Here is a 23,014-nt window from a genome sequence, read left to right on the forward strand (position 1 = left end):
CATGAGCCTCACCATCGACGACATCGTCCGCGTTTTCGAGGCCAAGGGCCACGAGCAATACGACGGCGAACCGGTCACGCAGCTGCAGCACGCGCTGCAAAGCGCCCATCTGGCGGAGCAGGCCGGTTCGGCCAGCGCGCTCATCACGGCGGCGCTGCTGCACGACCTTGGCCACCTGCTGCACGACTTCGGGGCAACGCCGTCGAAGCAGGGGCTCGACGACCTGCACCAGTACCGCTGCCTGCCTTTCCTGCGCGCCACCTTCGGCCCGCAGACGCTCGAGCCGATTCGCCTGCACGTCGACGCCAAGCGCTACCTGTGCGCGGTCGCCCCCGGCTACTACGACACGCTGTCGGCCGACTCGCGGCGCAGCCTGGTGCTGCAGGGCGGCGTGTTCGACCAGGCGCAGGCACAGGCGTTCGGCGCCCTGCCCTTCGCGCAGGACGCCGTCGACCTGCGGCGCTGGGACGACGCCGCCAAGTCGGCCGACGCGGTCGTTCCGCCGCTGGCGCATTTCGTGCGCCACATGGAGCGCAGCGCCGCCGCTGCCGCCCCAGCCCTGGCACAGGCCACGTAGGAACAGGCGTGCGACCCTTCTGGATCGAGCAGGCGCTCTTCAACGATGGCGGGCTGGCGCCGGCGCTGCAGGGCGCGCAACGGGCGGACGTCTGCATCGTCGGCGGGGGCTTCACCGGCCTGTGGACGGCGATCCAGGCCAAGCGCCAGGACCCGGCGCTGGACATTGCCATCGTCGAGAGCGACCTGTGCGGCGCCGGCGCCAGCGGCCGCAACGGCGGCTGCATGCTGACCTGGTCGGCCAAGTTCTTCACGTTGCGGCGGCTGTTCGGCGAAGCCGAGGCGATCCGCCTGGTCAAGGCATCGGAGGCCGCGGTCGGCCACATCGCGGACTTCTGCCGTACCCACGACATCGATGCCGAGCTGCGCATGGACGGCACGCTCTACACCGCCACCTCGCAGGCGCAGGTGGGGGTGCTCGACCCGGTGATGCGGGCGCTGGAAGCGTGCGGCATCCACAGCTACTTTCCGCTGCCGCCCGACGAGGTGGCGCGGCGCTCGGGCTCGGCGCGCAACCTCGCCGGCGTCTTCTCGCCGACGGCGGCGACGGTGCACCCCGGCAAGCTGGTGCGCGGCCTGCGCCGCGTGGCGCTGGCCATGGGCATCCGCATCTACGAGCGCAGCCCGATGGTCGACCTGGCCACCGGCTACCCGGCCGTCGTGCGCACGCCGTGCGGCAGCATCGAGGCGCGCAAGGTCGTGCTGGCCCTGAACGCGTGGATGGCCAGTACCTTCGCGCAGTTCGAGCGGACCATCGCGATCGTCTCCAGCGACATGGTGATCACCGAGCGCTGCCCCGACCTGCTGCGCGAGAGCGGCCTGGTCGACGGCGTGTCCGTGCTGGACTCGCGCACCTTCGTCTACTACTACCGAAGCACGGCCGACGGGCGCATCATGCTCGGCAAGGGTGGCAATACCTTCGCGCGCGGCGGGCGCATCGCGCCGGTGTTCGACCAGCGCTCGCCCTACGAGGCGGAGCTGACGCAGGCACTGCGCGACTTCTTCCCGGCATTGCGCGACACGCCCATAACGGCGAGCTGGAACGGCCCCTCCGACCGCTCGGTCACCGGCTTCCCGTTCTTCGGAAAACTCGACGGCGCGCCGCACGTGAGCTACGGCTTCGGCTACTCGGGCAACGGTGTCGGGCCGAGCTACATGGGCGGGCAGATCCTCTCGTCGATGGTGCTCGACCAGGACAACGAATGGACGCGCAGCCCCCTGACGCGCGGCCCGCTGGGCCACTTTCCGCCCGAGCCGGTGCGCTACGTCGGCTCGATCGTGGTGCGCAACGCGATCCGCCGCAAGGAGCGCGCGGAAGACGACAACCGCCGGCCGTGGTTCGTCGACACCATGCTGAGCAAGTTCGCCAACGCGGCGGGCAAGGCCGACAAGGCCTGAGGCGCGGTCGCGGCAGGGCGCGGCGACCAGCGCCTATCAGGTCGCCGCGCGCAGGCGGCTGGCGGCCAGGCGCAATTCCGGCAGGAAGCTCGTGACGGCCATCTCGCAGGTGAACTGGCCGCTGGGCAGGCTCACGTTGAGCGCGGCAATGGTGGCGCCCTGCTGGTCGCGCACGGGCACCGCCAGGCCGCAGATCGCCTCGTCCAGTTCGCCGTCGACCCAGGCATAGCCCTGCGTCCGCACCTTGAGGAGTTCATCGCGCAGGCGCGACGGCTCGACGATCGTCGCGTTGGTGCGCCGCTTCAGCGTGGCATGAGACAGGTAGTCGTCCATCTCCTGGTCCGGCAGGCTTGCCAGGAGCATGCGCCCCATCGAGACCAGGTGGGCCGGCAGGCGGCTGCCCAACGACGGGCTCATCGGCAGGATGCGGCTCGCATGCTGGCGCTGGACGTACACGATGTCCTCTCCGTCGAGCACCGACATTGCGCATGACTGCCTGATGCGTGCCATCAGTTCCTCCAGCGTCGGCTGCGCCTCTCGCCAGTAGGGCAGCGAGGACAGGTATGACAGGCCCAGGCGCAGCACGCGCGGCGTCAGCCAGTAGCGCTTGCCGTCGGTGCGCACGAAATTCATGTCGATCAGCGTCATCAGGAAGCGCCGCACCGCGGTACGCGGCAGTTCCACCGCCTCTGCGATCTCGGCCAGGTTCTGGTGCGTCGAACTCTCCCCCATTGCCTCGATGACGCGCAGGCCGCGCGCAAAGGTGCGCACGAACGATTCGCTTTCGGGTGTTGCCATGTGCAAGTGCTCCGCGTGCGCCTTGACAGTGCAGGCGCACGATTCAATAATGACCATCAGGCGGACATAAATGTCCGCTAGGCGGTCATTCTACGCGAAGGCCGATGGACATGCAACCACCCGCAAACGAAGTGAAACCATGACTGAGCAAGCATTCGAGACAGACTTCTGGAAGGACGCGCAGCTGCGCAAGACCTGGGACGAGATCATCCCTGGCGAGCCGCGCAAGACGATTCCCTACACCCTCACGCTCGAGGCGATCCAGAAATACTGCCGCGTCGTCGGCGACATGCATCCGCTGTACTTCGACGAGGAATTCGCCAGGAAGAGCCCGTACGGCGGTCTCATCGCGCCGCCGGCGATCCACATTCTCCTGATGTTCTCCTGCACGCCGGCGGACGACTGGATGCGCACGCCAGGCACGGTCAACGCGGGGCAATCCTGGAGCTACAACATTCCGGCCCGCCCGGGCGACACGATCCGGCTCGAGGCGCGGGCACTGGACAAGTTCATCAAGCGCGACCGGCTCTTCGTCGTGCATGACAACGTCTTCTTCAACCAGCACGACGAGGTCATCTGCTCGGGCCGCGGCTGGACCATCCGCCCCATGTAAGCCATCGCGAGGAACCACACCATGACCGCATCGTTCGACACCCTCAAGCCCGGCCAGACCATCGAAGGCTCGCCCTTCTCGCCCACGCGCGAATCCATCCGCGAGTTCTGCGAGGCCTCGCTCGACTACAACCCGCTGCACCTGGACGACCAGTACATGAAGGGCAGCTTCGGCAAGACCCAGTTCGGCGGAATCATCATGCACGGCATGAACAACTTTGGCGTGATCACCAGGATGCTCACCGACTGGCTGTACCCGCAAGGCGGCATGCAGCGCCGCCTGGAAACGCGCTGGAAGGCGCCCGTCAAGCCGGGCGACACCATCGTGCCCATCGCCACCGTCAACGAAGTGCGCACCACCGAGCACAGCCGCTGGGCCACGCTCGACGTGCAGGTACGCAACCAGCGCGGCGAGACGGTCGCCGTGGGCGAAGCCATGGTCGAGTTCCCGGCCAGCGCCTGAGCCGCAGGACCGCCCTCTACGACCCGCACCCCATAACAGGAGACATCCATGCGAATCGCAACCTGCCTGCGGACTTGGGCGCGCGCGGCGTGCGCCGCGGTCCTCGCCGGCGCGTCACTCGCCGCGCCCATGGCCAGCCTGGCCCAGCCCTTCCCGACCCAGCCCGTGAAGATCGTCGTGCCTTTCCCGCCCGGCGGCACCACCGACATCCTGGCGCGCCAGCTTGCCGCCGAGCTGTCCAGGCAATGGAACCAGCCGGTGCTGGTCGACAACCGCGCCGGAGCCAGCGGCACCATCTTCACCGAGCAGCTGACCCGAACGGCGCCGGACGGCTACACGCTGATGCTTACCGCCACGCACCATGTCATCAACCCCGGCCTGTACAAGAACCTGCGCTACGACACGCGCAAGGACGTGACCTCGCTGGCACTGGTGGGCGCGGTGCCCAATGTGCTGGTGGTCAATCCGGCGTTTCCGGCCAGGAACGTCAAGGAACTCATCGCGTACGCCAAGGCACGCCCCGGCCAGGTGAGTTTCGGCTCCTCCGGCACGGGGGGTGCCAACCACCTGTCGGGCGAACTCTTCAAGTCCATGACCGGTGTGAACATGGTGCACATCCCGTACCGTGGCGCGGCGCCGGCCCTGAACGACTTGCTCGGCGGGCAGATCCCGGTGATGTTCGACTCGGTTCCCGGGGTGCTGCAGCACATCCAGGCGGGCAAGCTGCGCGCGCTGGGCGTCACATCGCTCAAGCGGTCACCGGCGCTGCCTGACGTGCCGACGCTGGACGAAGCCGGCGTGAAGGGCTTCGAGGCCACCGCCTGGTTCGGGCTCTACGCACCCGGCGGCATGAAGCCGGAGCTCGCGAACAGGATCTCGGCCGACGTGCTCAAGGCACTGAGCAGTGACTCCATTCGCAAGGATTTCGCGCAACTGGGTGTCGAGCCCGGGACCATGACGCAGCCGCAGTTCGCCGCCTTCGTCGACGCCGAGATCACCAAGTGGACGCGGGTGATCGACGAAGCCCACGTCAAGATCGACTAGGAGCCCGTCGTGCCCGTACACCAACAGCGGCCAGCCGGCCCAGGCGCCTTGTCCCACCTGCGCGTGCTCGACCTGTCGCGCGTGCTGGCTGGGCCGTGGTGCACCCAGAACCTGGCCGACATGGGCGCCGAGGTGATCAAGGTGGAGCGCCCCGGCGCCGGCGACGATACGCGCGGCTGGGGCCCGCCCTGGGTCGTAGGCGGCGAGCGCGACGGCGCGACCACCGATTCCACCTACTACGCGGCCGCCAACCGCGGCAAGAAGTCGGTCACGATTGACATTTCCAAGCCTGCAGGGCAGGCGCTGGTCCGCAGCCTGGCCAGGGAGAGCGACGTGGTGATCGAGAACTACAAGGTCGGCGACCTGAAGCGTTACGGGCTCAACTATCCGAGCCTCTCGGCGATCAACCCAAGGCTGGTGTATTGCTCGATCACCGGCTACGGACAGGACGGGCCGAGCGCGCACAAGCCGGGCTACGACTTCGTCTTCCAGGCCATCGGCGGGCTGATGAGCATCACCGGCGAGAACGACGCCTTGCCCGGCGGCGGGCCGCAGAAGACAGGCATCGCCATCGCGGACGTGATGACCGGCATGTACGCCACCATCGCCATCTTGTCGGCGCTGCAGCATCGCACGGTGTCCGGCCGGGGCCAGTACATCGACATGGCCCTGCTCGACTGCATCGTGGCGCTTGGCGGCAACCAGGTCACGGGTTACCTGGCGAGCGGCAAGGTGCCCCACCGTTACGGCAACGCGCATGCCAGCCTCGTGCCCTACCAGGTCTTCGCGGTGCAGGACGGAGAGATCGTCGTGGCAGTGGGCAACGACAAGCAGTGGCAGCAATACTGCGCGGCGATCGAGCGGCCGGACCTCGCTGCCGACCCGCAATGGCACAAGGTGACCGGCCGGATCACGGGGCGCGAGACACTCATTCCCGAACTGGCGCGAACCATGCTCGAACGGCCCGCCGACGAATGGATCGAGCGCCTGGAGGCGCGCGGCGTGCCTTGCGGAAGGATCAACGACTATCGCCAGGTGTTCGAGGATCCGCAGGTGCGGCACCGCGGACTTCGCGTCGACATTCCGAGGGCGGATGGCGGCAGCGTATCCACCATCGCGAGCCCGCTGCGCCTGCAAGGTACGCCACCCACCTACGACCGGGCCCCGCCGAGCCTGGGGGACGCTACCGATGCCGTCCTGCGCGACCTGTTGGGCTGCAGCCTCGACGACCTCGCCGGCCTGCGGCGGGACGGGGTGATCTGAACGGCGCCGCGCCGTTTCGGTTTCGTGCCCCCGGCGGGCATGGCGCCAATCACCCGCCGATGCCGGGGTCGGCGCAAGGGGCGCTGCACTGACCGCAAGATGCGGCCCATGGAGCCCCCGCCAAACGCCGACGAAGTGCGCCAGAGGATCGACTCGGTCTACCGCACCGAGGGCCGGAGAATCTTCGCCACCCTCGTGCGGCTCCTCGGCGACCTCGACCTGGCCGAGGAGGCCCTGCACGACGGATTCCGTATCGCGCTGGAGCGCTGGCCGACCGACGGGGTGCCGGACCATCCACGCGCCTGGATCGTGTCGGCCGGCCGCTTCAGGGCCATCGACGGACTGCGGCGCCGGACGCGATTCGCGCCGCCGGACGAGGCCGAGCAGGCCATACAGTCGGCAGCCGACCCGGCGCCCGCCTGGGACGCCGGCGGCAGCTTCGACGACGCGCTGGAAGACGACCGCCTGCGCCTGGTCTTCACGTGCTGCCATCCCGCGCTTGCACCCGACGCCCAGGTGGCGCTGACCCTGCGCGAGGTGTGCGGCCTCACCACCGAAGCCATCGCCAGCGCCTACCTGGTGTCCGCGCCCGCCATGGCCCAGCGGATCGTGCGCGCCAAGGCGCGCATCCGGGAAGAGCGCATCCCCTACCAGGTGCCCGCACTGGCCGAACTGCCGGGCCGCCTCGAAGCGGCGCTGCGCGTGATCTACCTGGTGTTCAACGAAGGCTATGCCGCCTCGGACGGCGTATCGCTCACCCGCCCGGACCTCTCCGGCGAAGCGATCCGCCTGGGGCGCCTGCTCGTCGACCTGCTGCCCGAGCCCGAGGCCATGGGCCTGCTCGCGTTGATGCTGCTGCACGAGTCGCGCCGGGCCGCGCGCGCCTCGGCGTCGGGCGAACTCGTCTTGCTCGACGAGCAGGACCGTGGCCGGTGGGACGCCGCCCTCATCGCCGAGGGCAGCGCGCTGGTGCGACGGGCCCTGGTCTCGCGCCGCTTCGGGCCGTACGCCGTGCAGGCCGCGATCGCCGCCGTGCATGCGCAGGCCCCCGATGCCGCCGCCACGGACTGGCCGCAGATCGCCGGCCTGTACGACGCATTGCTGCGGCTCGAGCCGACACCGGTGGTCGAGCTCAACCGGGCGGTGGCAATCGCAATGCGCGACGGGCCGCTGGCCGGTCTGGCACTGATCGACGAACTGCTGGCGCGTGGCGCCTTGGCCGGCTATCACCTTGCGCATGCGGCGCGCGCCGACCTGTGCCGCCGCCTCGGCCGGCGCCACGAAGCCCGCGAATCGTATGAACGCGCGCTCGCCATGACACGCCAGCAGCCCGAACGCGCCTTCCTGGCCAGGCAGCTGAACGCCCTGGGCGCGGCCGGGGCCGCATCCTGATACAAACTTTCGGCATCGGCGCTGTCGAAAATCGCGGGGGCCGTTCGACCAGTGATGTCGTCCAAGGATGCGACGTCCATCACTTCATGGAGATGCCATGCGATACCTCTGCCTCGTTCACTTCGACGAACGAATGCTCGACACGCTCCCGCCCCACGAGCTCGCCACCCTGGAACATGATTCGCGCGCCTACAACGAGGAGCTGCGAGCGCGCGGGCAACTCGTGGCCGCGCATGCGCTGCAGCGCGCAAAGGCCGCCAAGGTGGTGAAGCTGCGCGCCGGCCGGGCGTCCTGCGTGGACGGGCCTTTCATCGAGACCAAGGAACAGCTGGGCGGCTTCCTGCTCATCGACGTGGCGGACCTCAATGCCGCGATACAGGTCGCGGCGCGCACGCCGATGGCACGTTACGGCAGCATCGAGGTGCGCCGGGTCGCCATCGTGGAGAGGATGGCGCCATGAGATACCTATGCCTGATCTATTGCAGCCAGGCGCAGATGGCTGCCGACGTGCCTTCGGAAGACATGGCGGCGTTCGTCAATGCGCACCTCGACTACGACGACGCACTGCGGATGGCCGGGCAACTGGCAGCGACCGAGGCGCTGGAGACCGCAGACAGCGCGGCAGTCGTCCGAGTGCGGCAGGGCAAGGTGTGGGTGACCGACGGCCCGTTCGCGGAAACCAGCGAGCTCCTCGGCGGCTTCTATCTGGTCGATGCCGCGAGCGACGACGAAGCCGTGCGCATCGCCGCTGGCATTCCCTCGGCGCGCATCGGCAGCATCGAAGTGCGGCCGGTGGCGCCCATGGAACATGGTCCCTGGGAGCGCTCGCCATGAGCGTCGCCGCGTCCCCCAAGGCTGGTGTGCGCGAATGGATCGGACTGGGCGTGATCGCCCTGCCCTGCATGATCTATTCGATGGACCTCACGGTGCTCAACCTGGCGGTGCCGCACCTGAGCGCGGCGCTGCGCCCGAGCAGCGCCCAGATGCTCTGGATCGTCGACATCTACGGCTTCGTCCTGGCCGGCTCGCTCATCACCATGGGCACCCTGGGCGACCGCATCGGGCGGCGAAGGCTGCTGTTGATCGGCGCGCTGTGCTTCGGCCTCGCCTCGGTGCTCGCCGCCTTCTCCACCAGCGCCGTGATGCTGATCGCGACGCGGGCATTGCTCGGCCTTGCTGGCGCCACCCTGGCGCCGTCCACGCTCTCGCTGATCCGGAACATGTTCCTGGACGACCGGGAGCGCAGCGTCGCCATCGGCGTGTGGATCGCCAGCTTTTCCGTTGGCGGCACCATCGGCCCGCTGGTCGGCGGTGCGCTGCTGGAGCACTTCTGGTGGGGCTCGGTGTTCCTGGTCGGCGTGCCGGTGATGGTGCTCCTCCTGTTGCTGGGTCCCCGGTTGCTGCCCGAGTACCGTGATGAGGCGGCAGGCCGGCTCGACCTGGTGAGCGCGGCGCAATCGCTGCTGGCGGTACTGGGCGTCATCTACGGTCTCAAGCGCATAGCCGAAGGCGCCGCAGGCATTCCCGCATTCGCCGCCATCGTGCTGGGTCTGGCCATCGGCGTCGCTTTCGTACGCCGCCAACGCAAGCTGCCCGATCCGCTGATCGATCTGCGTCTGTTTCGCTCTCCGACGTTCCGCGCGGCACTGACGATCAACACGCTGGGCTTTTTCGTGGCCTTCGCGTCATTTCTCTTCGTTGCGCAGTACCTGCAGCTTGTGCTGGGGCTCGGGCCACTGGAAGCAGGCCTGTGGACCGTGCCTTCGGGCATCGCGTTCGCCGTGGGCTCGACGGTGGCACCGCGACTGGCGCGCAGGCAGCCCGCCGGCAAGGTGGTGGGCGGCGGCCTGCTCCTGGCCAGCGCCGGCTTCGCGCTGATGGCACAGGCGTGCCGCTGGAGCGAAGGCCCGGCGCTGCTGGTCGCCGCCTACGCGCTGCTGTCGCTGGGGCTGTCCTTCGTGTTCACGCTGGCGGTCGACCTGATGGTCGGCGCCGCGCCACCCGAGCGCGCCGGTGCCGCGGCGGCCATCCAGGAGACCAGTTCCGAGATGGGTGGGGCCCTTGGCATCGCGCTGCTGGGCAGCGTGACCGTGGCAATCTACCGGCGAACGCTGGGCGAGCACCTGCGAGGGAGTGGCGTGCCGGTGGATGCGCTGGACGCCGCGCGCGCCAACCTGGGCGTGGCAGCGGACACCGCTGCGGGCCTGCCCGCGGCGGCGGGTTCGGTGCTGCTCGACGCCGCGCGCGACGCATTTTCGGCGGCGTTCTTCACCACCGCCAACATCAGTTCCGCCGTCGCGCTTGCCGCAGCGCTGCTGGCGGCGCTCTTCCTGCGCGGACCGGGGCAGCGGAGCGCAGTTGCCGCAAATTCCGGGATGCCGCAGCAACGCGGCCAATGACAGACAGCGCGGCAACGACGGACATCCGCGATCCGCGCCGGCAGGCGATCAGGCCCGCATGTCCAACCCGCGCCATGCCTCGAGCACGTCCACCTGCTTTTGCAACCACTCGGCAGGTACCGAACTCGTTCCCCAGTGGTGCAGTCGACCGGCTGCCTCGCCAAGGTTCCACAGGTGGCGAAGCTGCAGGAACAGTGGCAGCGCAGCCAGGTCACGCTCGGATATCTCGCCGCCACCCGAGCGATAGCCGCGCAGGTAGTGCGCCCACCGCTCGCGCAACACGTCGTCGGGCTCCTTCAAACCCTTGCGGAAGAGGTACGACCATGGCAGCACGCTCAGGTCGTACGCCAGAAAGCCAGGCCCCGCGTCGTCGAAGTCGAAGAAAACAGTCGTCTTGTGGCCGGCCGCGTCCGTGCTCACATGGTTGTTGAAGCCATGCGTATCGCCATGGCAGACCACGCGCGAAAGCCCGCCTTCGGCCTCGGCCAGCTCCGAAATGAGCCGGTGCACCAGGCGCCGGTACGCTTCCAACAGATCGTCTTCCAGTCCCGGGTAAGCCTCCAGATAGCCCAACGTCTTCAGGGCCAGATGCGGGCCATCGAGCACGTAGCGGCTTTGCGGCCCGACGTAGTCGCGTGCTGCCGCATGAATGGTGGCCAGCATCCTGCCGGTCAACTCGAAGTCGTCCAGCGTGTCGGGAACGACGCCGTCCGCGAAACGGAACAGCGCCAACGCGCGCGCGCCTTCGGGAAACGCCAGGCCGATGTGCGCGCGTCCATCCGTCGCCGGCACGGGCGCCGCAACCCCCGCGCCCTTGGCTGCCAGGTGTGCCAGCAGCGCGACCTCGAAATCGACGTTGAAGCCACCGCGCGGCCGGATCGAGTACAGGCGCGCCACATACCGGCTTCCGTCAGGCGACCGCAGCGCATAGCTGTCGTTCAGCCCGCGACGCACCATGTGGCATTGCTGAACCTGAACGCCATGGTGCCGCGCGACCCAGCGAGCAACCGAGGCGGCAGCAGCGGTCGTGTGCGTAGGGACGAGCTCGTCGCCATGTTCCTGCCGATCGGTCATCGCGCAATGTCGTTGGATGGCGGCCTCGCAGGCCGAAGACGCCGCTCGCGTGAGCGACGGGAAGGGGATGAGGTAACGGCGCGATTGTGCCAAGCACTGCGCTGGCTTGGCTCGAACTCGCAATCACGGCTTGGAACCGACCTTGCTCGCACGTCCATTTACTTGCGCAAATGCTCAAGTAAGTATTGGACAAGGAAGCGGTCGACACTTTGCTGACCGATCCACGTGTGAAGGCTGTCAGGTTCGTCGGTTCGACGCCGATCGCAGAATATGTGTACACCACCGGCAGCGCACACGGCAAGCGGGTGCAGCACTCGGTGGCGCAAAGAACCACGCGGTGGTCATGCCCGACGCCGACATCCCGAACGCGGTCAACGCACTGATGGGCGCAGCCTACGGCTCGTGCGGAGAGCGCTGCATGGCCGTGCCGCTGGTGGTGGCGGTGGGCGACGCCACAGCCGATGCGATGGTGCAAGGACTCAGTGCCGAAATCGCCAATATGAAAGTCGGCCCTGGCAGCGATGACGGCAACGACATGGGGCCGCTGGTGACCCAGCCGCATCTGGAAAAGGTCCGGTCCTTCATCGAGGCCGGCGTGAAAGCTGGCGCCAAGGTGGTAGTGGACGGCCGCGACGTGCAAGTCGAAGGCCACGAAGGCGGCTACTACCTTGGTCCATGCCTGTTCGACCAGGTGAAGCCCGGAATGTCGATCTATCGGGACGAGACAACGTGCCGCTGCCGGTACCGGTCGCCTATCATCCCTTCGGTGGCTGGAAGCGATCGCTCTTCGGCGACCTGCACGCCTATGGCCCCGACGCGGTGCGCTTCTACACCAAGCGCAAGACCGTGACGCAGCGCTGGCCCTCGGCGGGTGTTCGCGAAGGTTCTGTTTTCAGCTTCCCGTCCAACAGCTGAGACGGGGCGTGCGCCGCGGTCGGACGACGAGCCGGCCGAGTCAAGCGCCCGCAAAGCCGCTATGTAGAATGACCGCAGGGTGTTGGCTGCGTGTTGCAGTCAACAGGTTCATGCGCTGGTCGGGCCGCCGCGCGAGGCTTTTGCGACCATGAATCGACACCCTTCTCGGCAGACGCTGCCGCGCGCCCAACTGTTGGCCGAACGCGCTTTTGCGACGCTCGACCGCTTTCTTCATATCGAGGCCGTCAGCGGCATCGTGCTGCTGATTGCAGCTGCAATTGCCCTGATCTGGGCCAATTCTTCACTGGCCCCAAGCTACCACGCGCTTTGGCACACGCCGCTGTCCATCGGGCTCGGCAGTTGGGTGTTCTCCCAATCGCTGCATTTCTGGATCAACGACGGGTTGATGACTATTTTCTTCCTCGTCGTCGGGATGGAGATCCGTCGCGAGATCCACGAAGGCGCGCTGAGCAATGCGAAACAAGCGGCCCTCCCCATGGCCGCCGCCGTGGGCGGCGTCGCGGTCCCTGCGCTGCTCTATCTGGCGCTGAACGGAGAGCCTCCGCGCCAGAATGGCTGGGCCGTTCCCACCGCGACCGACATTGCGTTTGCCGTCGGCGTGCTGGCGTTGCTTGGTCGATCCATTCCCGGCAACGTGAGAGTCTTCCTGCTTGCGCTGGCAATCATCGACGACATCGTGGCCGTGCTGATCATCGCCTTCTTCTATTCGGGAGGCCTCGACTACAGCGGGTTCGCCGTGGCGGCGGCCGGCATTCTGATGGTGCTGAGCCTGCAGCAGATGGGAATCGGCTCGGCCTACGCCTATGTAGTGCCAGGCGCGGTAATCTGGATCGGTCTGTTGATGACCGGCGCGCATCCAACGCTCGCTGGCGTCGTGCTGGGACTGATGACGCCGGTGCTGCCCGTTCGCATGCGCGAACGCCCGCTCGACGTGGTCTCCCGCATCGCTCAGGACCTACTCGGCCGCGACGGCGATGCCGCAAGAGACACTGCCCTTCTCGCTCACCCCCTTCGACAGCTCCGTGTTGCCCAGCGCGAGTTGCTGCCGCCCGTGGTGCGGGTGCAAATGGCACTGCACCCTTGGGTCGCCTTCGGCGTCATGCCGCTGTTCGCACTGGCCAATGCCGGGGTCAGCCTGGGCGGAATCGACCTGTCGGCAGAGGGACCGCAATGGATCGTGGCCGGGGTCGCGCTGGCTCTGGTCATCGGCAAGCCGCTGGGCGTGGTCGGAGTCAGCTGGCTCATGGTGCGGCTGGGCTTGTGCCGACTTCCGCCAGGCGTGTCCTGGGGCGGCATCTGTCTGATCGGGCTGCTGGCGGGCATCGGATTCACCATGTCGATCTTCATCGCAATGCTCGCCTTCGCCGACGAAAGCCGTCTGGGGGCAGCAAAGCTCGGCGTGTTGCTGGGCTCCCTGATCGCGGCGGTGCTGGGCCTTGGCTGGGGTGCGGTGTACGTGAGACGGCTGCGGGTGCCCGCCGTTACGTCGTAGCGGCAGGTTTGCCCTGCGCACCGCTGAGAGATCTGATCTGCTTGGCCTTGAGCTGGCGCATCAAGTCGTGGCGGAGAGTGTGAGATTCGAACTCACGGACGCTTTCACGTCGGCAGTTTTCAAGACTGCTGGTTTAAACCACTCACCCAACTCTCCGGATGCACGGCAGCTGTGGCCGCGCAGGCCTGGATTTTAGTCGGTAAGCGCGGACCGACCTCAGGCCCCGGCCAAGCCGCCGGCTCGGCCGCAGCCGCTTGCGCTGGTCACGCCGCGTCGGGCAGGAACATCTCCTGCAGGTCGCTGAGAAAATCGAAGCCCCGCTCGGTGGGCCAGGCGCGCCACAGGTCGCGCGCCAGCAGGCCTTTTTGCTCGGCCCGGTCCAGCGCGCGCTGGATGGCGGTGATGGCCAGGCCGGTGCGCTCTCCGAAGTTGGCGAACGAGAAGCCCTCCTTCAGGCGCAGTGCGTTGAGCATGAACTCGAACGGCAGGTCCGCCAGGGCCACGTCGTCGCTTTGCGCCACGGCGTTGCCGGCCAGCGCGTTGTCCATGTACAGGCGCGGGTCGCGAAAGCGCACCTGGCGGACGATCCGGTGCGCAAAGCTCAGCTTGCCGTGCGCGCCGGCGCCCAGGCCGAGGTAATCCCCAAACTGCCAGTAATTGGTGTTGTGCCAGCAGCGGTGCCCCTCGCGCGCATAGGCCGACACCTCGTATCGCGCCATCCCGGCGGCCGCGGTCGCCTCGCTGATCTGGTCCAGCATCGCGTAGGCCTCGTCTTCCGGCGGCAGGTTCTGGGGCGGGTACTTCGCAAAGTAGGTGTTGGGCTCGAGCGTGAGGTGGTAGACCGACAGGTGCGGCGGCGCCAGCGCCAGGGCCTGCGCGAGGTCGGCCTTCAGGTCGGCGCTGGCCTGGCCGGGCAAGGCATACATCAGGTCGATGTTGTAGGTGTCGAAGGCGGCGGCCGCCTCCTGCACCGCGGCGATGGCCTGGGCCCGGTCGTGCACCCGGCCCAGCGCCTTCAAGTGCGCGTCGTTGAAGCTCTGCACGCCGATCGAAAGGCGGGTGACGCCGGCGGCGCGAAACGCCCTGAACCGGTCGCGCTCGAAGGTGCCGGGGTTGGCCTCCAGCGTGATTTCGCAGTCGGGCACCAGCTTGAGCCGGGCGCGCAGCTCGCCGATCAGCCGGTCGATGCCTTGCGGCGAGAACAAACTGGGCGTGCCGCCGCCGATGAAGATGCTGTGCACGCTGCGGCCCCACACCAGCGGCAGGGCTGCATCGAGGTCGGCCACCAGCGCATCCAGGTAGCGGCCCTCGGGCAGTGCGTCGGATTCGCCTTCGGCACCGCCGGCACGGGCCTTCCATTCGTGCGAGTTGAAGTCGCAGTAAGGGCACTTGCGCAGGCACCAGGGCAGGTGAACGTACACCGACAGCGGCGGCAGCGCCGGCAATTGCAGCGGGCCGGGCCGCATCTGGTGCAGCACGTCGTTGGCCAGCGGCGCGCCGGCGGTTCCGGCTGGCGCGATCGGAATGTTCACGAGCGCCCCGGAAGCAGCGTCGTCCAGCGCTCGCGCATCAGAGCCAGCATGGCGCGCGCGGCCTGCCCGCGGTGGCTGTGGGCGTTCTTGGTCTCGGGAGCCAGTTGCGCGAAGGTCTTGCCGAACTGCGGCAGGAACATCACGGGGTCGAAGCCGAAGCCGTTGTCTCCCACCGGCGCCGCGGCGATCTGCCCGGCCACGCGACCGCTGGCGATCAGCGGCTCGGGGTCGTCATGGCTGCGCAGCGCGACCAGTGTGCTGACCAGGGCGGCGCCGCGGTCCGCCCGCCCCTGCAATTGCTCGAGCAGGGCCCGCACGTTGTTGGCGTCGCCCTTGGCATAGCCGAACTGCGTGGCATAGAAGGCGGTGTCCACGCCCGGCAGGCCGCCGAATGCGTCCACGCACAGGCCGGCGTCGTCGGCCATGGCCGGCAGGCCGGTGGCCGCGCTGGCATGGCGTGCCTTGGCCAGCGCGTTTTCCACGAAAGTGCGGTGCGGCTCCTCGGCCTCGCCCACGCCCAGCTCGGATTGGCGCACCAGTTGCACGCCCAGCGGCGCGAAGAGCTGCTGCAGTTCGGCGAGCTTGCCGGCGTTGTTGGAAGCCAGAACGAGTTTCATCTCCGGACGCCTCGCAATGCCCTGCCGCTACTTGACCAGGGGCGACTGCAGCGCCTGGGTCTGCAGCTCGACCAACTCGCCGATGCCCTTCTCGGCCAGGGCCAGCAGCTGGTTCATCTCGTCGCGCGAGAAGGCGGCGCCTTCGGCCGTGCCCTGCACTTCCACGAAGTGGCCGGCGCCGGTCATGACGACGTTCATGTCGGTGTCGCAGGCCGAATCTTCGGTGTATTCGAGGTCGAGCAGCGGCGTGCCCTCGACGATGCCGACCGACACGGCGGCCACGTGGCCGCGGATCGGCGTGGCGGCGATGCGGCCGTCGGCCAGCAGGCGGCTGACCGCGTCCTGCGCCGCCACGAAGGCGCCGGTGATAGCCGCGGTGCGGGTGCCGCCGTCGGCCTGCAGCACGTCGCAGTCGAGATGGATGGTGCGCTCGCCCAGGGCGGCCAGGTCGAACACGGCGCGTATGGACCGGCCGATCAGGCGCTGGATTTCCTGCGTGCGGCCGCTCTGCTTGCCGCGCGCGGCCTCGCGGTCGCTGCGGGTGTGGGTCGAGCGCGGCAGCATGCCGTACTCGGCGGTGACCCAGCCTTCGCCACTGCCGCGCTTGTGCGGGGGCACCCGCTCCTCGACCGAGGCAGTGCACAGCACGCGGGTCTGGCCGAACTCGATGAGTACCGAGCCTTCGGCATGGATGGTGAAGCCACGGGTCATGCGCACGGGGCGCAACTGGTCGGCGGCACGGCCGCCGCTGCGGATGAATTCGCTCATCTTGATGTCCGATGAAAAAAGGTTGGCCGTTCAGGCCTTGCGTGCGGCCGAACGGCGGATGGCTTCGTTGATCTCGGCGATGGAACGCTCGATGGCGTCCTCGTCCATGTCGGCCACCTCGCTGTCGGCCGGCATGCCGGCCTGGATGGTGGACGCGAACACGCCTTCGCTGATGCTGTCGGTGGACACGCCCCGCTCGGCGCCGGTGGCGTCGGGCGTCTCCCATTCCAGCGCGATCATGGTGACATTGTCGCCGTTCGCGCCGCCGCGCCGCAGCGCCATCTCGACCAGCTCCGGTGCGGCGTCCGCCACGGGGCGGGTGGCCAGGATGCTGACGATCTGCATTTCGTCCATCACCCCCCACAGGCCGTCGGAGCACAGCATGATGCGGTCGCCCTGCTGAAGCGTGACCGGATCGGAAATGTCGAAGACCGGCGTGGAGGGCGACCCCAGGCAGGTCAGCAGCAGGTTGCGGTTGGCCGTCTCGAATCCCGGAACCGCGCGCGGCCGCTCGGCATGGGAATGGTCGCGTGTGCGCGTGAGCATCTCGCCCTCGCGTACCAGGTAAAGGCGCGAATCGCCGCAATGGATCCACTGCGCCGTGGTGCCCTGCAGCACGGCCGCCACCACCGTCGTGCGCGGGGTGTCGAGCATGCCCTTGTTGCCGGCGTAGCGCATGATCTGCTGGTGCGCATGCATGACGGCAGTGGTCAGGAACGCCTTGACGTCCTTGAGCGTGGGCCGGGCCTCGCGCTGGTAGAGCGCCGCGATGGTCTGCAGCGCCAGTTGCGCCGCCACCTCTCCCTCGGGATGTCCTCCCATGCCGTCGGCCAATACGAAAAGGCCCGATTCCCGCGTGTAGCAATAGCCCATGCGGTCCTCGTTCTTGAGACGACCGCCCTTGCGGCTGACCTGGAAGACGGAAAACTTCATGGGACCTCGGTGACGGGCCGGTGGGCGGGGACGGGACCGCGCCGCTGCGGGGCTGCCATGGCGCTTTCGCCGCGGAATGCCTTCATGCGGGGCGGGTGGTGGGCGCGGCTGCCTTGGGCAACGGCTTCTTGTCGGGCGAGCGGATGTTGTCGATGGACAGCCGCACCTTCTCGCCCATGGTGAGCTTGGTGTAGCGCCGCTCGCCTTCGCGGCTGAGCTCCTTCTGCAGCGCGAACACCGACTGCGGACGCGACAGCGGGTCGAGCGACATGCACCACTCGACCACCTCGATCAGGTTGTCGGAATACACCCCGCGCAGGCGGGACAGCGACAGCGACAGGCGGTCCTTCTCGATGCGCTGCGGCGCGTCGCTCGGCGGATAGCCCTGCATGCAGGCGTAGATGCAGGCGCCGATGGCGTAGATGTCGGTCCACGGGCCCATGGACGAGTCGCGCCGGTACATCTCGGGCGCCGCGAAGCCGGGCGTGTACATCGGGCGGATGAAGTTGCCTTCCTTGCTGAGCACCTCGCGCGCGGCGCCGAAGTCGATCATCACGGCGCGGTCGTCGTCGGTGACGAAGATGTTGGCCGGCTTGATGTCCAGGTGCAGCATCTTGTGCTGGTGCACGATGCGCAGCCCGCGCAGGATCTCGTCGAACAGCGAGCGGATGGTCGACTCGCGGAACACCTTCTGCTTCTTCAGGTCGCGCGCGGTGACGATGAAGTCCTGCAAGGTGGCGCCTTCCAGGTAGTTCATCACCATGTAGACCGTCTCGTTTTCCCGGAAGAAGTTGAGCACGCTCACCACCGACGAGTGGGAGATCTGGGCCAGCGAGCGACCTTCCTCGAAGAAGCTCTTGAGGCCCAGGCGGTACAGCGAGAGCTTTTCCGGCGGCACCACCGGCAGCAGTTCGCCGGCGCCGCGGGTGGCCAGGGACGACGGCAGGTATTCCTTGATCGCCACCTGCTGGCCCGAGCTGTCGACGGCCAGGTACACCACGCCAAACCCACCCGCCGACAGGCGCCGCACGATGCGGTAGCCGCCGATCATCGTGTCCGGCAGGAGCGGCGAAGGTTTGACCTTTGACATAATCCGGGAGTTTCGCCCGAAGGCGAGAGTGCGGCAAGCAGACGACGTTGCCGGCGCCCTTCGTGCATGCAACGGAACAACACTGCGCGACAGCAGAAAGGTGCGATGCCAGTTTACAGCATGACCGGCTACGCAAGTGGCCAAGCCGGGGTCGGCGCCAGCAGCGCGGAAGGCGAAGCGCGAGCGCAGGCGACGGGCCGCCTGGGCCTCGAGATCCGGTCCGTCAACAGCCGCTTCCTCGACCTCGGCTTCAAGTTTCCGGAAGAGCTGCGCCCGTACGAGGCCGCCCTGCGCGAACTGCTGGGCGACAAGCTCAAGCGCGGCAAGGTGGAGGTGCGCGGCACCGTCGAGAGCAGCGCCCCCGGCGGCCTGGCCGACCCCTCCCCCCGGCTGCTGCAGCGGCTCAACGCCTTGCAGGACAGCGTGCGCGCCTGGCTGCCCGGCGCGCGCGAGCTGAGCGTCGCCGACGTGCTGCGCCTGGCCGGCAGCGAGAGCGCCGCCGGCAACGACTGGGGCCCGGTCCTCACCAGCCTGGCCGTTCAGGTAGCCGACGACCTGGTCGCTGCCCGCGCCCGCGAGGGCGAGCGGCTGGCCGGCATGCTGGCCGACCGCGTCTTCCAGCTGCGGCGCCTGGCCGAGCAGGCCGCGCCACTGGTGCCGCAACTGGTCGAGCAGCAGCGCAACCGCTTCCTCGAACGCTGGCAGGACGCCATGGGCCTGACCGGCGGCGCCGCCGCGCCCGAGTCGGCCCAGGAACGCGCGCTGTCCGAGGCCACCGCCTTCGCCATCCGCATCGACGTGGCGGAGGAGCTCAACCGCCTCGTGGCCCACCTGGACGAGATCGACCGGCTCATCAAGAAGGGGGGCGAGATCGGCAAGCGCCTGGACTTCCTGATCCAGGAACTGCACCGCGAGGCCAACACCCTGGGCTCGAAATCGGCCACGCTGGAAATGTCACGTATCGGCGTCGACATGAAGGTGCTGATCGAGCAGATGCGCGAGCAGGTGCAGAACATCGAGTGAGGATTCAGGGCCGCACATGTCGTCCGCCCTTCATCCATCAGAGCCGGGCATGCATCCAGCAGGACGTGGACGGGGCCGCTGCTCGGTCGTTTCGTTTATTGCGATTTTCGTTTGTTTCGAATAGGATCGCCCGCATCCCTTTGCAGATGCAGGAAGTCCATGTCCCCCGCCGCCCTTGTCAATGTGTCGCTGCCCGTCGAGCGTGAGGTTCAGGCCGCCCTGGAAGGACGGCGAGCCTTGGCCGCCTTTCTGGCCACGCGCCTGGAAACGCAGCAGATCCAGATCTTCGACGACAAGAACCAAGCCCATCGGGTGGAGTTGCCCACGTCCGCACTGCGCCTGCTGGTGGACATCCTGGCGGAACTCGCCGAAGGCAACGCCGTGAAGGTTGTGCCAGTACACGCCGAACTCACCACACAGGAGGCCGCCGACATGCTCAATGTGTCCCGGCCACACCTGGTCAAGCTGCTCGAAGAGGGTGCACTTCCCTTCCACAGGGCTGGCAAGCATCGGCGCGTCCGCTTTACCGACCTGATGCAGTTCAAGGCCCAGAGAGATCAAGCCAGCGAAGAAGCCATGGCGGCATTGGCGAAGCAGGCTCAGGAACTGGGCATGGGCTACGAATGAGGCAGTCGCCGTTCACGGCCGTCTATGACGCGTGCGTGTTGTACCCGGCACCGTTACGGGACTTTCTCATGTGGCTTGGTCTTTCCGGCCGTTTTCGAGCACGTTGGAGTACGCAGATCCACGAGGAATGGAAACGCAACCTGTTGATCAACCGCCCTGACCTTCGCCCGGATCAGGTTGACCGCACATCGACATTGATGAACATGGCCATCCCGGATGGCCTTGTCTCGGAGTACGAAGCGCTAATCGCCGGATTGCACCTGCCAGACCCACACGACCGCCACGTCCTGGCCGCGGCCATCCGTTGCGGCGCCAGCGTGATCGTGACCTTCAATGAGAAGGATTTTCCGCAGGCAGCGCTCGCGCCCTTCGGCATCGAGGCACAGCATCCCGACTTGTTCATCGATTACCTGTTCGACCTGGATGCGGCCGCAGTCGTATCGGCCGCGCAGAAACAGCGGGCGCAGTTGAAGAGCCCGCCGCTGGATGTGGACCGCTACCTTGACGCGTTGCTGCGCCAAGGTCTGGTTCAGACCGTCAAGGCACTTTCGACCTATCGGGCCATTCTCTGACGAACCTATTCGTCCGGTCCGACTGGGCGGTACCCATAGGCCCACGTCCCGCATACCGTTGGCCATGAGGCGTGGCTGTAACGGTAGACATTCGGCGACAGTTCAGGCGTCGAAAACAGGTCGACGCTTCCACCGCATTTTCAGATTCTTCGGGTCGACTCCGTTGCGCGCCCGCCTAGGCTTCTGGCAGGAAGCGACTGCCCCTTCCTTTGCCCAGAACTAACCAGTATCCGAGAGGCTTCATCTGCACGCCAATGCCGCCCCGGTCCTACCCGCAACGGCCAGTGCGGTGACCACAAGCCACCTTCCCTGCAACGGACCAACTATTTGCCTAACTCAGGGAAGCCCGAAGTGATCAGGGACCTTTCAGGTGTCGACGTCCTCGCGTTTTCGGGCGGCGGGAACCGCTGCTTCTGGCAAGCCGGGGTGATGGCCCGCCTTCTTGAGAAGGGTATGGCTTTGCCCGCAACGCTGATCGGCACTAGCGCCGGTGCAGCCATCGCAGCATCGTGTATGACAATCGGACCGGAAGCCGCGCTTGACACCTGCATGCGCCTATTCGCAAAGAACAGGCGCATGTTCCACTGGCCTGCGATCGCCCGGATGAAGCTGCACTTCGCCCACCAGCAGACTTATCCGGATTGGATCGCCTCCATCGTCAACACCGACACTTTCCCCGACTTGCAACAAGCGAAGCGAAAACTGCTGGTCGCCGTGTCGCGGTCCGCCATGTTGCTTGGCAAGCATGTAAGCATCGCCGCAGCCACGCTGGCCTACATCGTAGACAAGAAAATCGTACACAGCATCCATCCGCGGCTTCCCCGCTACCTCGGCCTGCAGCAGCAGTTCTACGAGCTCCAGCAGTGCACGTCCGTGCAGGCGGCACAGGCGTTGCTCAACGCTTCAGCCGCCGCTCCGCCGCTTACGCGCCCGGTGCTGCTTGACGGCCGGTGGGCGCTCGACGGAGGCTACGTCGACAATGCGCCGCTCCCCCGGCTGAGAGCCGAGGAGCAGGTGCGCACCTTGGTCCTGCTGACCCGTCACTACCCACGCCGCCCTGAGTTCTTCTGTCAGCACGGCCGCGTCTACTGGCAGCCGAGCCAGCGGATTCCGGTGTCTACCTGGGACTGCACGATCAAGTCAACGGTGCAGGACGCATTCAACCTGGGCTATGCCGATGCGCGCCGATGCCTCGGCGCCACTGCCAACTGACCTGCGCGGCGCGGCGCGGCACGGCGCGGAGACGGATTGGCACGCCGTCTTCGTGGTTGTGCCGGCGACGCCGAGGCGTTGCGAAGTCGCCCCGTGACAACCACCTGGCGACGACCTCGCTCAAGCGATTTGGGCCCGAACGGTTCGCTAAAATGGCCCGCTGCTCATGTTTGGGCAGTGGCTACCGCGCATTCCACGCCGACAGGGGCCATTTCTTGGTGCATACGCAGGCGCGCTCGAAAAGGCGTTGCGACGTGAAGATCCATAAGAACCAAACGCTTGGCGACTATCCCGCGCTTCAGGTGCAGAACATCGAGTAAAACCGGCCATGGACTATCCCGGCAACATCTTCGTGGTGGCGGCGCCAAGCGGCGCCGGCAAGTCGAGCCTGGTCAAGGCGCTCATGGAGCTCGACTCGGCCGTCCACCCTTCCGTCTCGCATACCACCCGGGCGCCGCGCGGCCAGGAAAAGCACGGGCGGGAGTACTTCTTCGTGTCCGCCGGCGAATTCGACGCCATGGTCGATTCCGACGGTTTCGTCGAATGGGCGCACGTTCACGGTCACCGCTACGGCACCTCCAAGAAGGCCCTCGAGGACCGCGTCGCACAGGGCACGGACATCGTGCTGGAAATCGACTTCCAGGGCGCGCTGCAAATCCGCAAGACCTTCGCCCACGCCGTCCTCATCTTCATCCTGCCGCCGAGCTGGGAAGAACTGCGCTCGCGCCTGGAGCGGCGCGGCGAGGACACGGACGAGGTCATTGCCCTGCGCTTGAAGAATGCCGCCCACGAGATGGCCCGGGCCAGCGAGTTCGACTACGTTATAATCAATGAGGTATTTGAGCGCGCGATTTTCGATCTCAAGGCGATCGTGCACGCGCAGCGGCTCCGATATGCCGCCCAAAGGCGCCTGCGCCGCGACACCTTCGCCGCGCTGAACATTCCCTGACGACCACCACCCGAAAGTTCACCCGATGGCCCGCATCACTGTCGAAGACTGCCTGCAGAACATTCCCAACCGCTTCCAGCTGGTGCTGGCGGCCACCTACCGCGCCCGCATGCTGAGCCAGGGCCATGCACCCAAGATCGAGAGCAAGAACAAGCCCGCCGTGACCGCCCTGCGCGAAATCGCGGACGGCAAGGTCGGCCTGGAGATGCTCAAGAAGGTCCCGGGCTGATCGCCCTGGCCAGCC

At 67.3% G+C, this 23,014-nt stretch carries 24 protein-coding genes, 1 tRNA gene and 1 pseudogene; 18 read left to right on the forward strand and 8 right to left on the reverse strand.

Annotation, left to right across the window (positions count from 1 at the left end; all coding sequences use genetic code 11):
* Position 1 precedes the first annotated feature (1 nt).
* The gene (locus tag VES41_RS01505) at positions 2–577 is read left to right on the forward strand and encodes a phosphonate degradation HD-domain oxygenase (RefSeq protein WP_324812076.1); all 576 of its coding nucleotides are present in this window, start codon (positions 2–4) and stop codon (positions 575–577) included.
* A gap of 8 nt (positions 578–585) precedes the next feature.
* The gene (locus VES41_RS01510) at positions 586–1,974 is read left to right on the forward strand and encodes an FAD-dependent oxidoreductase (RefSeq protein ID WP_324812078.1); all 1,389 of its coding nucleotides are present in this window, start codon (positions 586–588) and stop codon (positions 1,972–1,974) included.
* Between the two features lie 36 nt (positions 1,975–2,010).
* Here the strand turns inward: VES41_RS01510 and VES41_RS01515 are convergent, their stop codons facing one another.
* Positions 2,011–2,772 (reverse strand): IclR family transcriptional regulator domain-containing protein, encoded by a 762-nt coding sequence (locus tag VES41_RS01515; RefSeq protein WP_324812080.1) that lies wholly within the window; start codon positions 2,770–2,772, stop codon positions 2,011–2,013.
* 139 nt (positions 2,773–2,911) lie between these two features.
* Between VES41_RS01515 and VES41_RS01520 the strand changes: the two genes are divergently transcribed.
* From VES41_RS01520 to VES41_RS01555, 8 genes are all read left to right on the forward strand, one after another.
* The gene (locus VES41_RS01520) at positions 2,912–3,385 is read left to right on the forward strand and encodes a MaoC family dehydratase (RefSeq protein WP_324812081.1); all 474 of its coding nucleotides are present in this window, start codon (positions 2,912–2,914) and stop codon (positions 3,383–3,385) included.
* A 21-nt stretch (positions 3,386–3,406) separates the two neighbouring features.
* A complete protein-coding gene (locus tag VES41_RS01525; RefSeq protein WP_324812083.1) occupies positions 3,407–3,847 on the forward strand; it encodes a MaoC family dehydratase in 441 nt (146 codons plus the stop codon).
* A gap of 48 nt (positions 3,848–3,895) precedes the next feature.
* Positions 3,896–4,891 (forward strand): tripartite tricarboxylate transporter substrate binding protein, encoded by a 996-nt coding sequence (locus VES41_RS01530; protein WP_324812086.1) that lies wholly within the window; start codon positions 3,896–3,898, stop codon positions 4,889–4,891.
* 9 nt (positions 4,892–4,900) lie between these two features.
* On the forward strand, positions 4,901–6,154 hold the full coding sequence (locus VES41_RS01535; protein ID WP_324812089.1) for a CaiB/BaiF CoA-transferase family protein: 1,254 nt from the start codon (positions 4,901–4,903) through the stop codon (positions 6,152–6,154).
* Between the two features lie 108 nt (positions 6,155–6,262).
* Positions 6,263–7,546: an RNA polymerase sigma factor gene (locus VES41_RS01540; RefSeq protein ID WP_324812092.1), complete on the forward strand. Its 1,284-nt coding sequence runs from the start codon at positions 6,263–6,265 to the stop codon at positions 7,544–7,546.
* A gap of 97 nt (positions 7,547–7,643) precedes the next feature.
* Complete coding sequence (locus VES41_RS01545; RefSeq protein ID WP_324812094.1) at positions 7,644–8,006, forward strand: YciI family protein; 363 nt, start codon at positions 7,644–7,646, stop codon at positions 8,004–8,006.
* Positions 8,003–8,380, forward strand: a complete 378-nt coding sequence (locus tag VES41_RS01550) for a YciI family protein (protein WP_324812096.1) — start codon at positions 8,003–8,005, stop codon at positions 8,378–8,380. Before VES41_RS01545 ends, VES41_RS01550 begins: the two co-directional genes overlap by 4 nt.
* The gene (locus VES41_RS01555) at positions 8,362–9,945 is read left to right on the forward strand and encodes an MFS transporter (RefSeq protein WP_414718989.1); all 1,584 of its coding nucleotides are present in this window, start codon (positions 8,362–8,364) and stop codon (positions 9,943–9,945) included. The genes VES41_RS01550 and VES41_RS01555 overlap by 19 nt, the downstream gene beginning before the upstream one ends.
* A 48-nt stretch (positions 9,946–9,993) precedes the next feature.
* On the opposite strand, the gene VES41_RS01560 is transcribed toward VES41_RS01555, so the two are convergent.
* Positions 9,994–11,019 carry a phosphotransferase enzyme family protein gene (locus tag VES41_RS01560; protein WP_324812101.1) on the reverse strand — a complete coding sequence of 342 codons (1,026 nt, stop codon included), beginning with the start codon at positions 11,017–11,019 and terminating at the stop codon, positions 9,994–9,996.
* A 188-nt stretch (positions 11,020–11,207) separates the two neighbouring features.
* Here VES41_RS01560 and VES41_RS01565 point away from each other — a divergent pair.
* A pseudogene (locus VES41_RS01565) lies at positions 11,208–11,934 on the forward strand (aldehyde dehydrogenase family protein); the annotation flags it as partial.
* Between the two features lie 148 nt (positions 11,935–12,082).
* A complete protein-coding gene (gene nhaA / locus VES41_RS01570; protein ID WP_324812103.1) occupies positions 12,083–13,447 on the forward strand; it encodes a Na+/H+ antiporter NhaA in 1,365 nt (454 codons plus the stop codon).
* Positions 13,448–13,515: 68 nt separating this feature from the next.
* On the opposite strand, the gene VES41_RS01575 is transcribed toward nhaA, so the two are convergent.
* The 6 genes from VES41_RS01575 to VES41_RS01600 form a co-directional block, all read right to left on the reverse strand.
* Positions 13,516–13,603 (reverse strand) — tRNA-Ser (locus VES41_RS01575).
* Between the two features lie 107 nt (positions 13,604–13,710).
* A complete protein-coding gene (hemW, locus tag VES41_RS01580; protein WP_324812106.1) occupies positions 13,711–14,979 on the reverse strand; it encodes a radical SAM family heme chaperone HemW in 1,269 nt (422 codons plus the stop codon).
* On the reverse strand, positions 14,976–15,596 hold the full coding sequence (rdgB, locus tag VES41_RS01585) for an RdgB/HAM1 family non-canonical purine NTP pyrophosphatase (RefSeq protein ID WP_324812108.1): 621 nt from the start codon (positions 15,594–15,596) through the stop codon (positions 14,976–14,978). The genes hemW and rdgB overlap by 4 nt, the downstream gene beginning before the upstream one ends.
* A gap of 27 nt (positions 15,597–15,623) precedes the next feature.
* Positions 15,624–16,364: a ribonuclease PH gene (gene rph, locus VES41_RS01590; RefSeq protein ID WP_324812111.1), complete on the reverse strand. Its 741-nt coding sequence runs from the start codon at positions 16,362–16,364 to the stop codon at positions 15,624–15,626.
* Positions 16,365–16,394: 30 nt separating this feature from the next.
* A complete protein-coding gene (locus VES41_RS01595; protein ID WP_324812114.1) occupies positions 16,395–17,297 on the reverse strand; it encodes a PP2C family serine/threonine-protein phosphatase in 903 nt (300 codons plus the stop codon).
* A gap of 82 nt (positions 17,298–17,379) precedes the next feature.
* Positions 17,380–18,387 carry a serine/threonine-protein kinase gene (locus VES41_RS01600; RefSeq protein ID WP_324812116.1) on the reverse strand — a complete coding sequence of 336 codons (1,008 nt, stop codon included), beginning with the start codon at positions 18,385–18,387 and terminating at the stop codon, positions 17,380–17,382.
* A 105-nt stretch (positions 18,388–18,492) separates the two neighbouring features.
* On the opposite strand from VES41_RS01600, the gene VES41_RS01605 reads away from it, so the two are divergent.
* The 6 genes from VES41_RS01605 (at position 18,493) to rpoZ (ending at position 22,999) form a co-directional block, all read left to right on the forward strand.
* Positions 18,493–19,410 carry a YicC/YloC family endoribonuclease gene (locus VES41_RS01605; protein WP_324812118.1) on the forward strand — a complete coding sequence of 306 codons (918 nt, stop codon included), beginning with the start codon at positions 18,493–18,495 and terminating at the stop codon, positions 19,408–19,410.
* A gap of 159 nt (positions 19,411–19,569) precedes the next feature.
* Positions 19,570–20,037 carry a helix-turn-helix domain-containing protein gene (locus tag VES41_RS01610; protein WP_324812120.1) on the forward strand — a complete coding sequence of 156 codons (468 nt, stop codon included), beginning with the start codon at positions 19,570–19,572 and terminating at the stop codon, positions 20,035–20,037.
* Positions 20,034–20,609 carry a PIN domain-containing protein gene (locus tag VES41_RS01615; protein ID WP_324812122.1) on the forward strand — a complete coding sequence of 192 codons (576 nt, stop codon included), beginning with the start codon at positions 20,034–20,036 and terminating at the stop codon, positions 20,607–20,609. The genes VES41_RS01610 and VES41_RS01615 overlap by 4 nt, the downstream gene beginning before the upstream one ends.
* Before the next feature lie 351 nt (positions 20,610–20,960).
* Complete coding sequence (locus VES41_RS01620) at positions 20,961–21,821, forward strand: patatin-like phospholipase family protein (protein ID WP_324812124.1); 861 nt, start codon at positions 20,961–20,963, stop codon at positions 21,819–21,821.
* Between the two features lie 328 nt (positions 21,822–22,149).
* Positions 22,150–22,770 (forward strand): guanylate kinase, encoded by a 621-nt coding sequence (gmk, locus tag VES41_RS01625; protein WP_324812127.1) that lies wholly within the window; start codon positions 22,150–22,152, stop codon positions 22,768–22,770.
* Between the two features lie 25 nt (positions 22,771–22,795).
* Positions 22,796–22,999 (forward strand): DNA-directed RNA polymerase subunit omega, encoded by a 204-nt coding sequence (gene rpoZ / locus VES41_RS01630; protein WP_286658459.1) that lies wholly within the window; start codon positions 22,796–22,798, stop codon positions 22,997–22,999.
* Positions 23,000–23,014: the final 15 nt, after the last annotated feature.

It is taken from the genome of Variovorax sp. (assembly GCF_035634955.1).
Taxonomy (GTDB): domain Bacteria; phylum Pseudomonadota; class Gammaproteobacteria; order Burkholderiales; family Burkholderiaceae_C; genus Variovorax.

Bases quoted from the DNA above. Each gene is read 5' to 3' on its own strand.
- VES41_RS01505 (WP_324812076.1), top strand. From the start codon at position 2: ATGAGCCTCACCATCGACGACATCGTCCGCGTTTTCGAGGCCAAGGGC.
- VES41_RS01515 (WP_324812080.1), bottom strand. From the start codon at position 2,772: ATGGCAACACCCGAAAGCGAATCGTTCGTGCGCACCTTTGCGCGCGGC.
- VES41_RS01520 (WP_324812081.1), top strand. From the start codon at position 2,912: ATGACTGAGCAAGCATTCGAGACAGACTTCTGGAAGGACGCGCAGCTG.
- VES41_RS01525 (WP_324812083.1), top strand. From the start codon at position 3,407: ATGACCGCATCGTTCGACACCCTCAAGCCCGGCCAGACCATCGAAGGC.
- VES41_RS01530 (WP_324812086.1), top strand. From the start codon at position 3,896: ATGCGAATCGCAACCTGCCTGCGGACTTGGGCGCGCGCGGCGTGCGCC.
- VES41_RS01540 (WP_324812092.1), top strand. From the start codon at position 6,263: ATGGAGCCCCCGCCAAACGCCGACGAAGTGCGCCAGAGGATCGACTCG.
- VES41_RS01545 (WP_324812094.1), top strand. From the start codon at position 7,644: ATGCGATACCTCTGCCTCGTTCACTTCGACGAACGAATGCTCGACACG.
- VES41_RS01550 (WP_324812096.1), top strand. From the start codon at position 8,003: ATGAGATACCTATGCCTGATCTATTGCAGCCAGGCGCAGATGGCTGCC.
- VES41_RS01560 (WP_324812101.1), bottom strand. From the start codon at position 11,019: ATGACCGATCGGCAGGAACATGGCGACGAGCTCGTCCCTACGCACACG.
- nhaA (WP_324812103.1), top strand. From the start codon at position 12,083: ATGAATCGACACCCTTCTCGGCAGACGCTGCCGCGCGCCCAACTGTTG.
- rdgB (WP_324812108.1), bottom strand. From the start codon at position 15,596: ATGAAACTCGTTCTGGCTTCCAACAACGCCGGCAAGCTCGCCGAACTG.
- rph (WP_324812111.1), bottom strand. From the start codon at position 16,364: ATGAGCGAATTCATCCGCAGCGGCGGCCGTGCCGCCGACCAGTTGCGC.
- VES41_RS01595 (WP_324812114.1), bottom strand. From the start codon at position 17,297: ATGAAGTTTTCCGTCTTCCAGGTCAGCCGCAAGGGCGGTCGTCTCAAG.
- VES41_RS01600 (WP_324812116.1), bottom strand. From the start codon at position 18,387: ATGTCAAAGGTCAAACCTTCGCCGCTCCTGCCGGACACGATGATCGGC.
- VES41_RS01605 (WP_324812118.1), top strand. From the start codon at position 18,493: ATGCCAGTTTACAGCATGACCGGCTACGCAAGTGGCCAAGCCGGGGTC.
- VES41_RS01610 (WP_324812120.1), top strand. From the start codon at position 19,570: ATGTCCCCCGCCGCCCTTGTCAATGTGTCGCTGCCCGTCGAGCGTGAG.
- VES41_RS01615 (WP_324812122.1), top strand. From the start codon at position 20,034: ATGAGGCAGTCGCCGTTCACGGCCGTCTATGACGCGTGCGTGTTGTAC.
- gmk (WP_324812127.1), top strand. From the start codon at position 22,150: ATGGACTATCCCGGCAACATCTTCGTGGTGGCGGCGCCAAGCGGCGCC.
- rpoZ (WP_286658459.1), top strand. From the start codon at position 22,796: ATGGCCCGCATCACTGTCGAAGACTGCCTGCAGAACATTCCCAACCGC.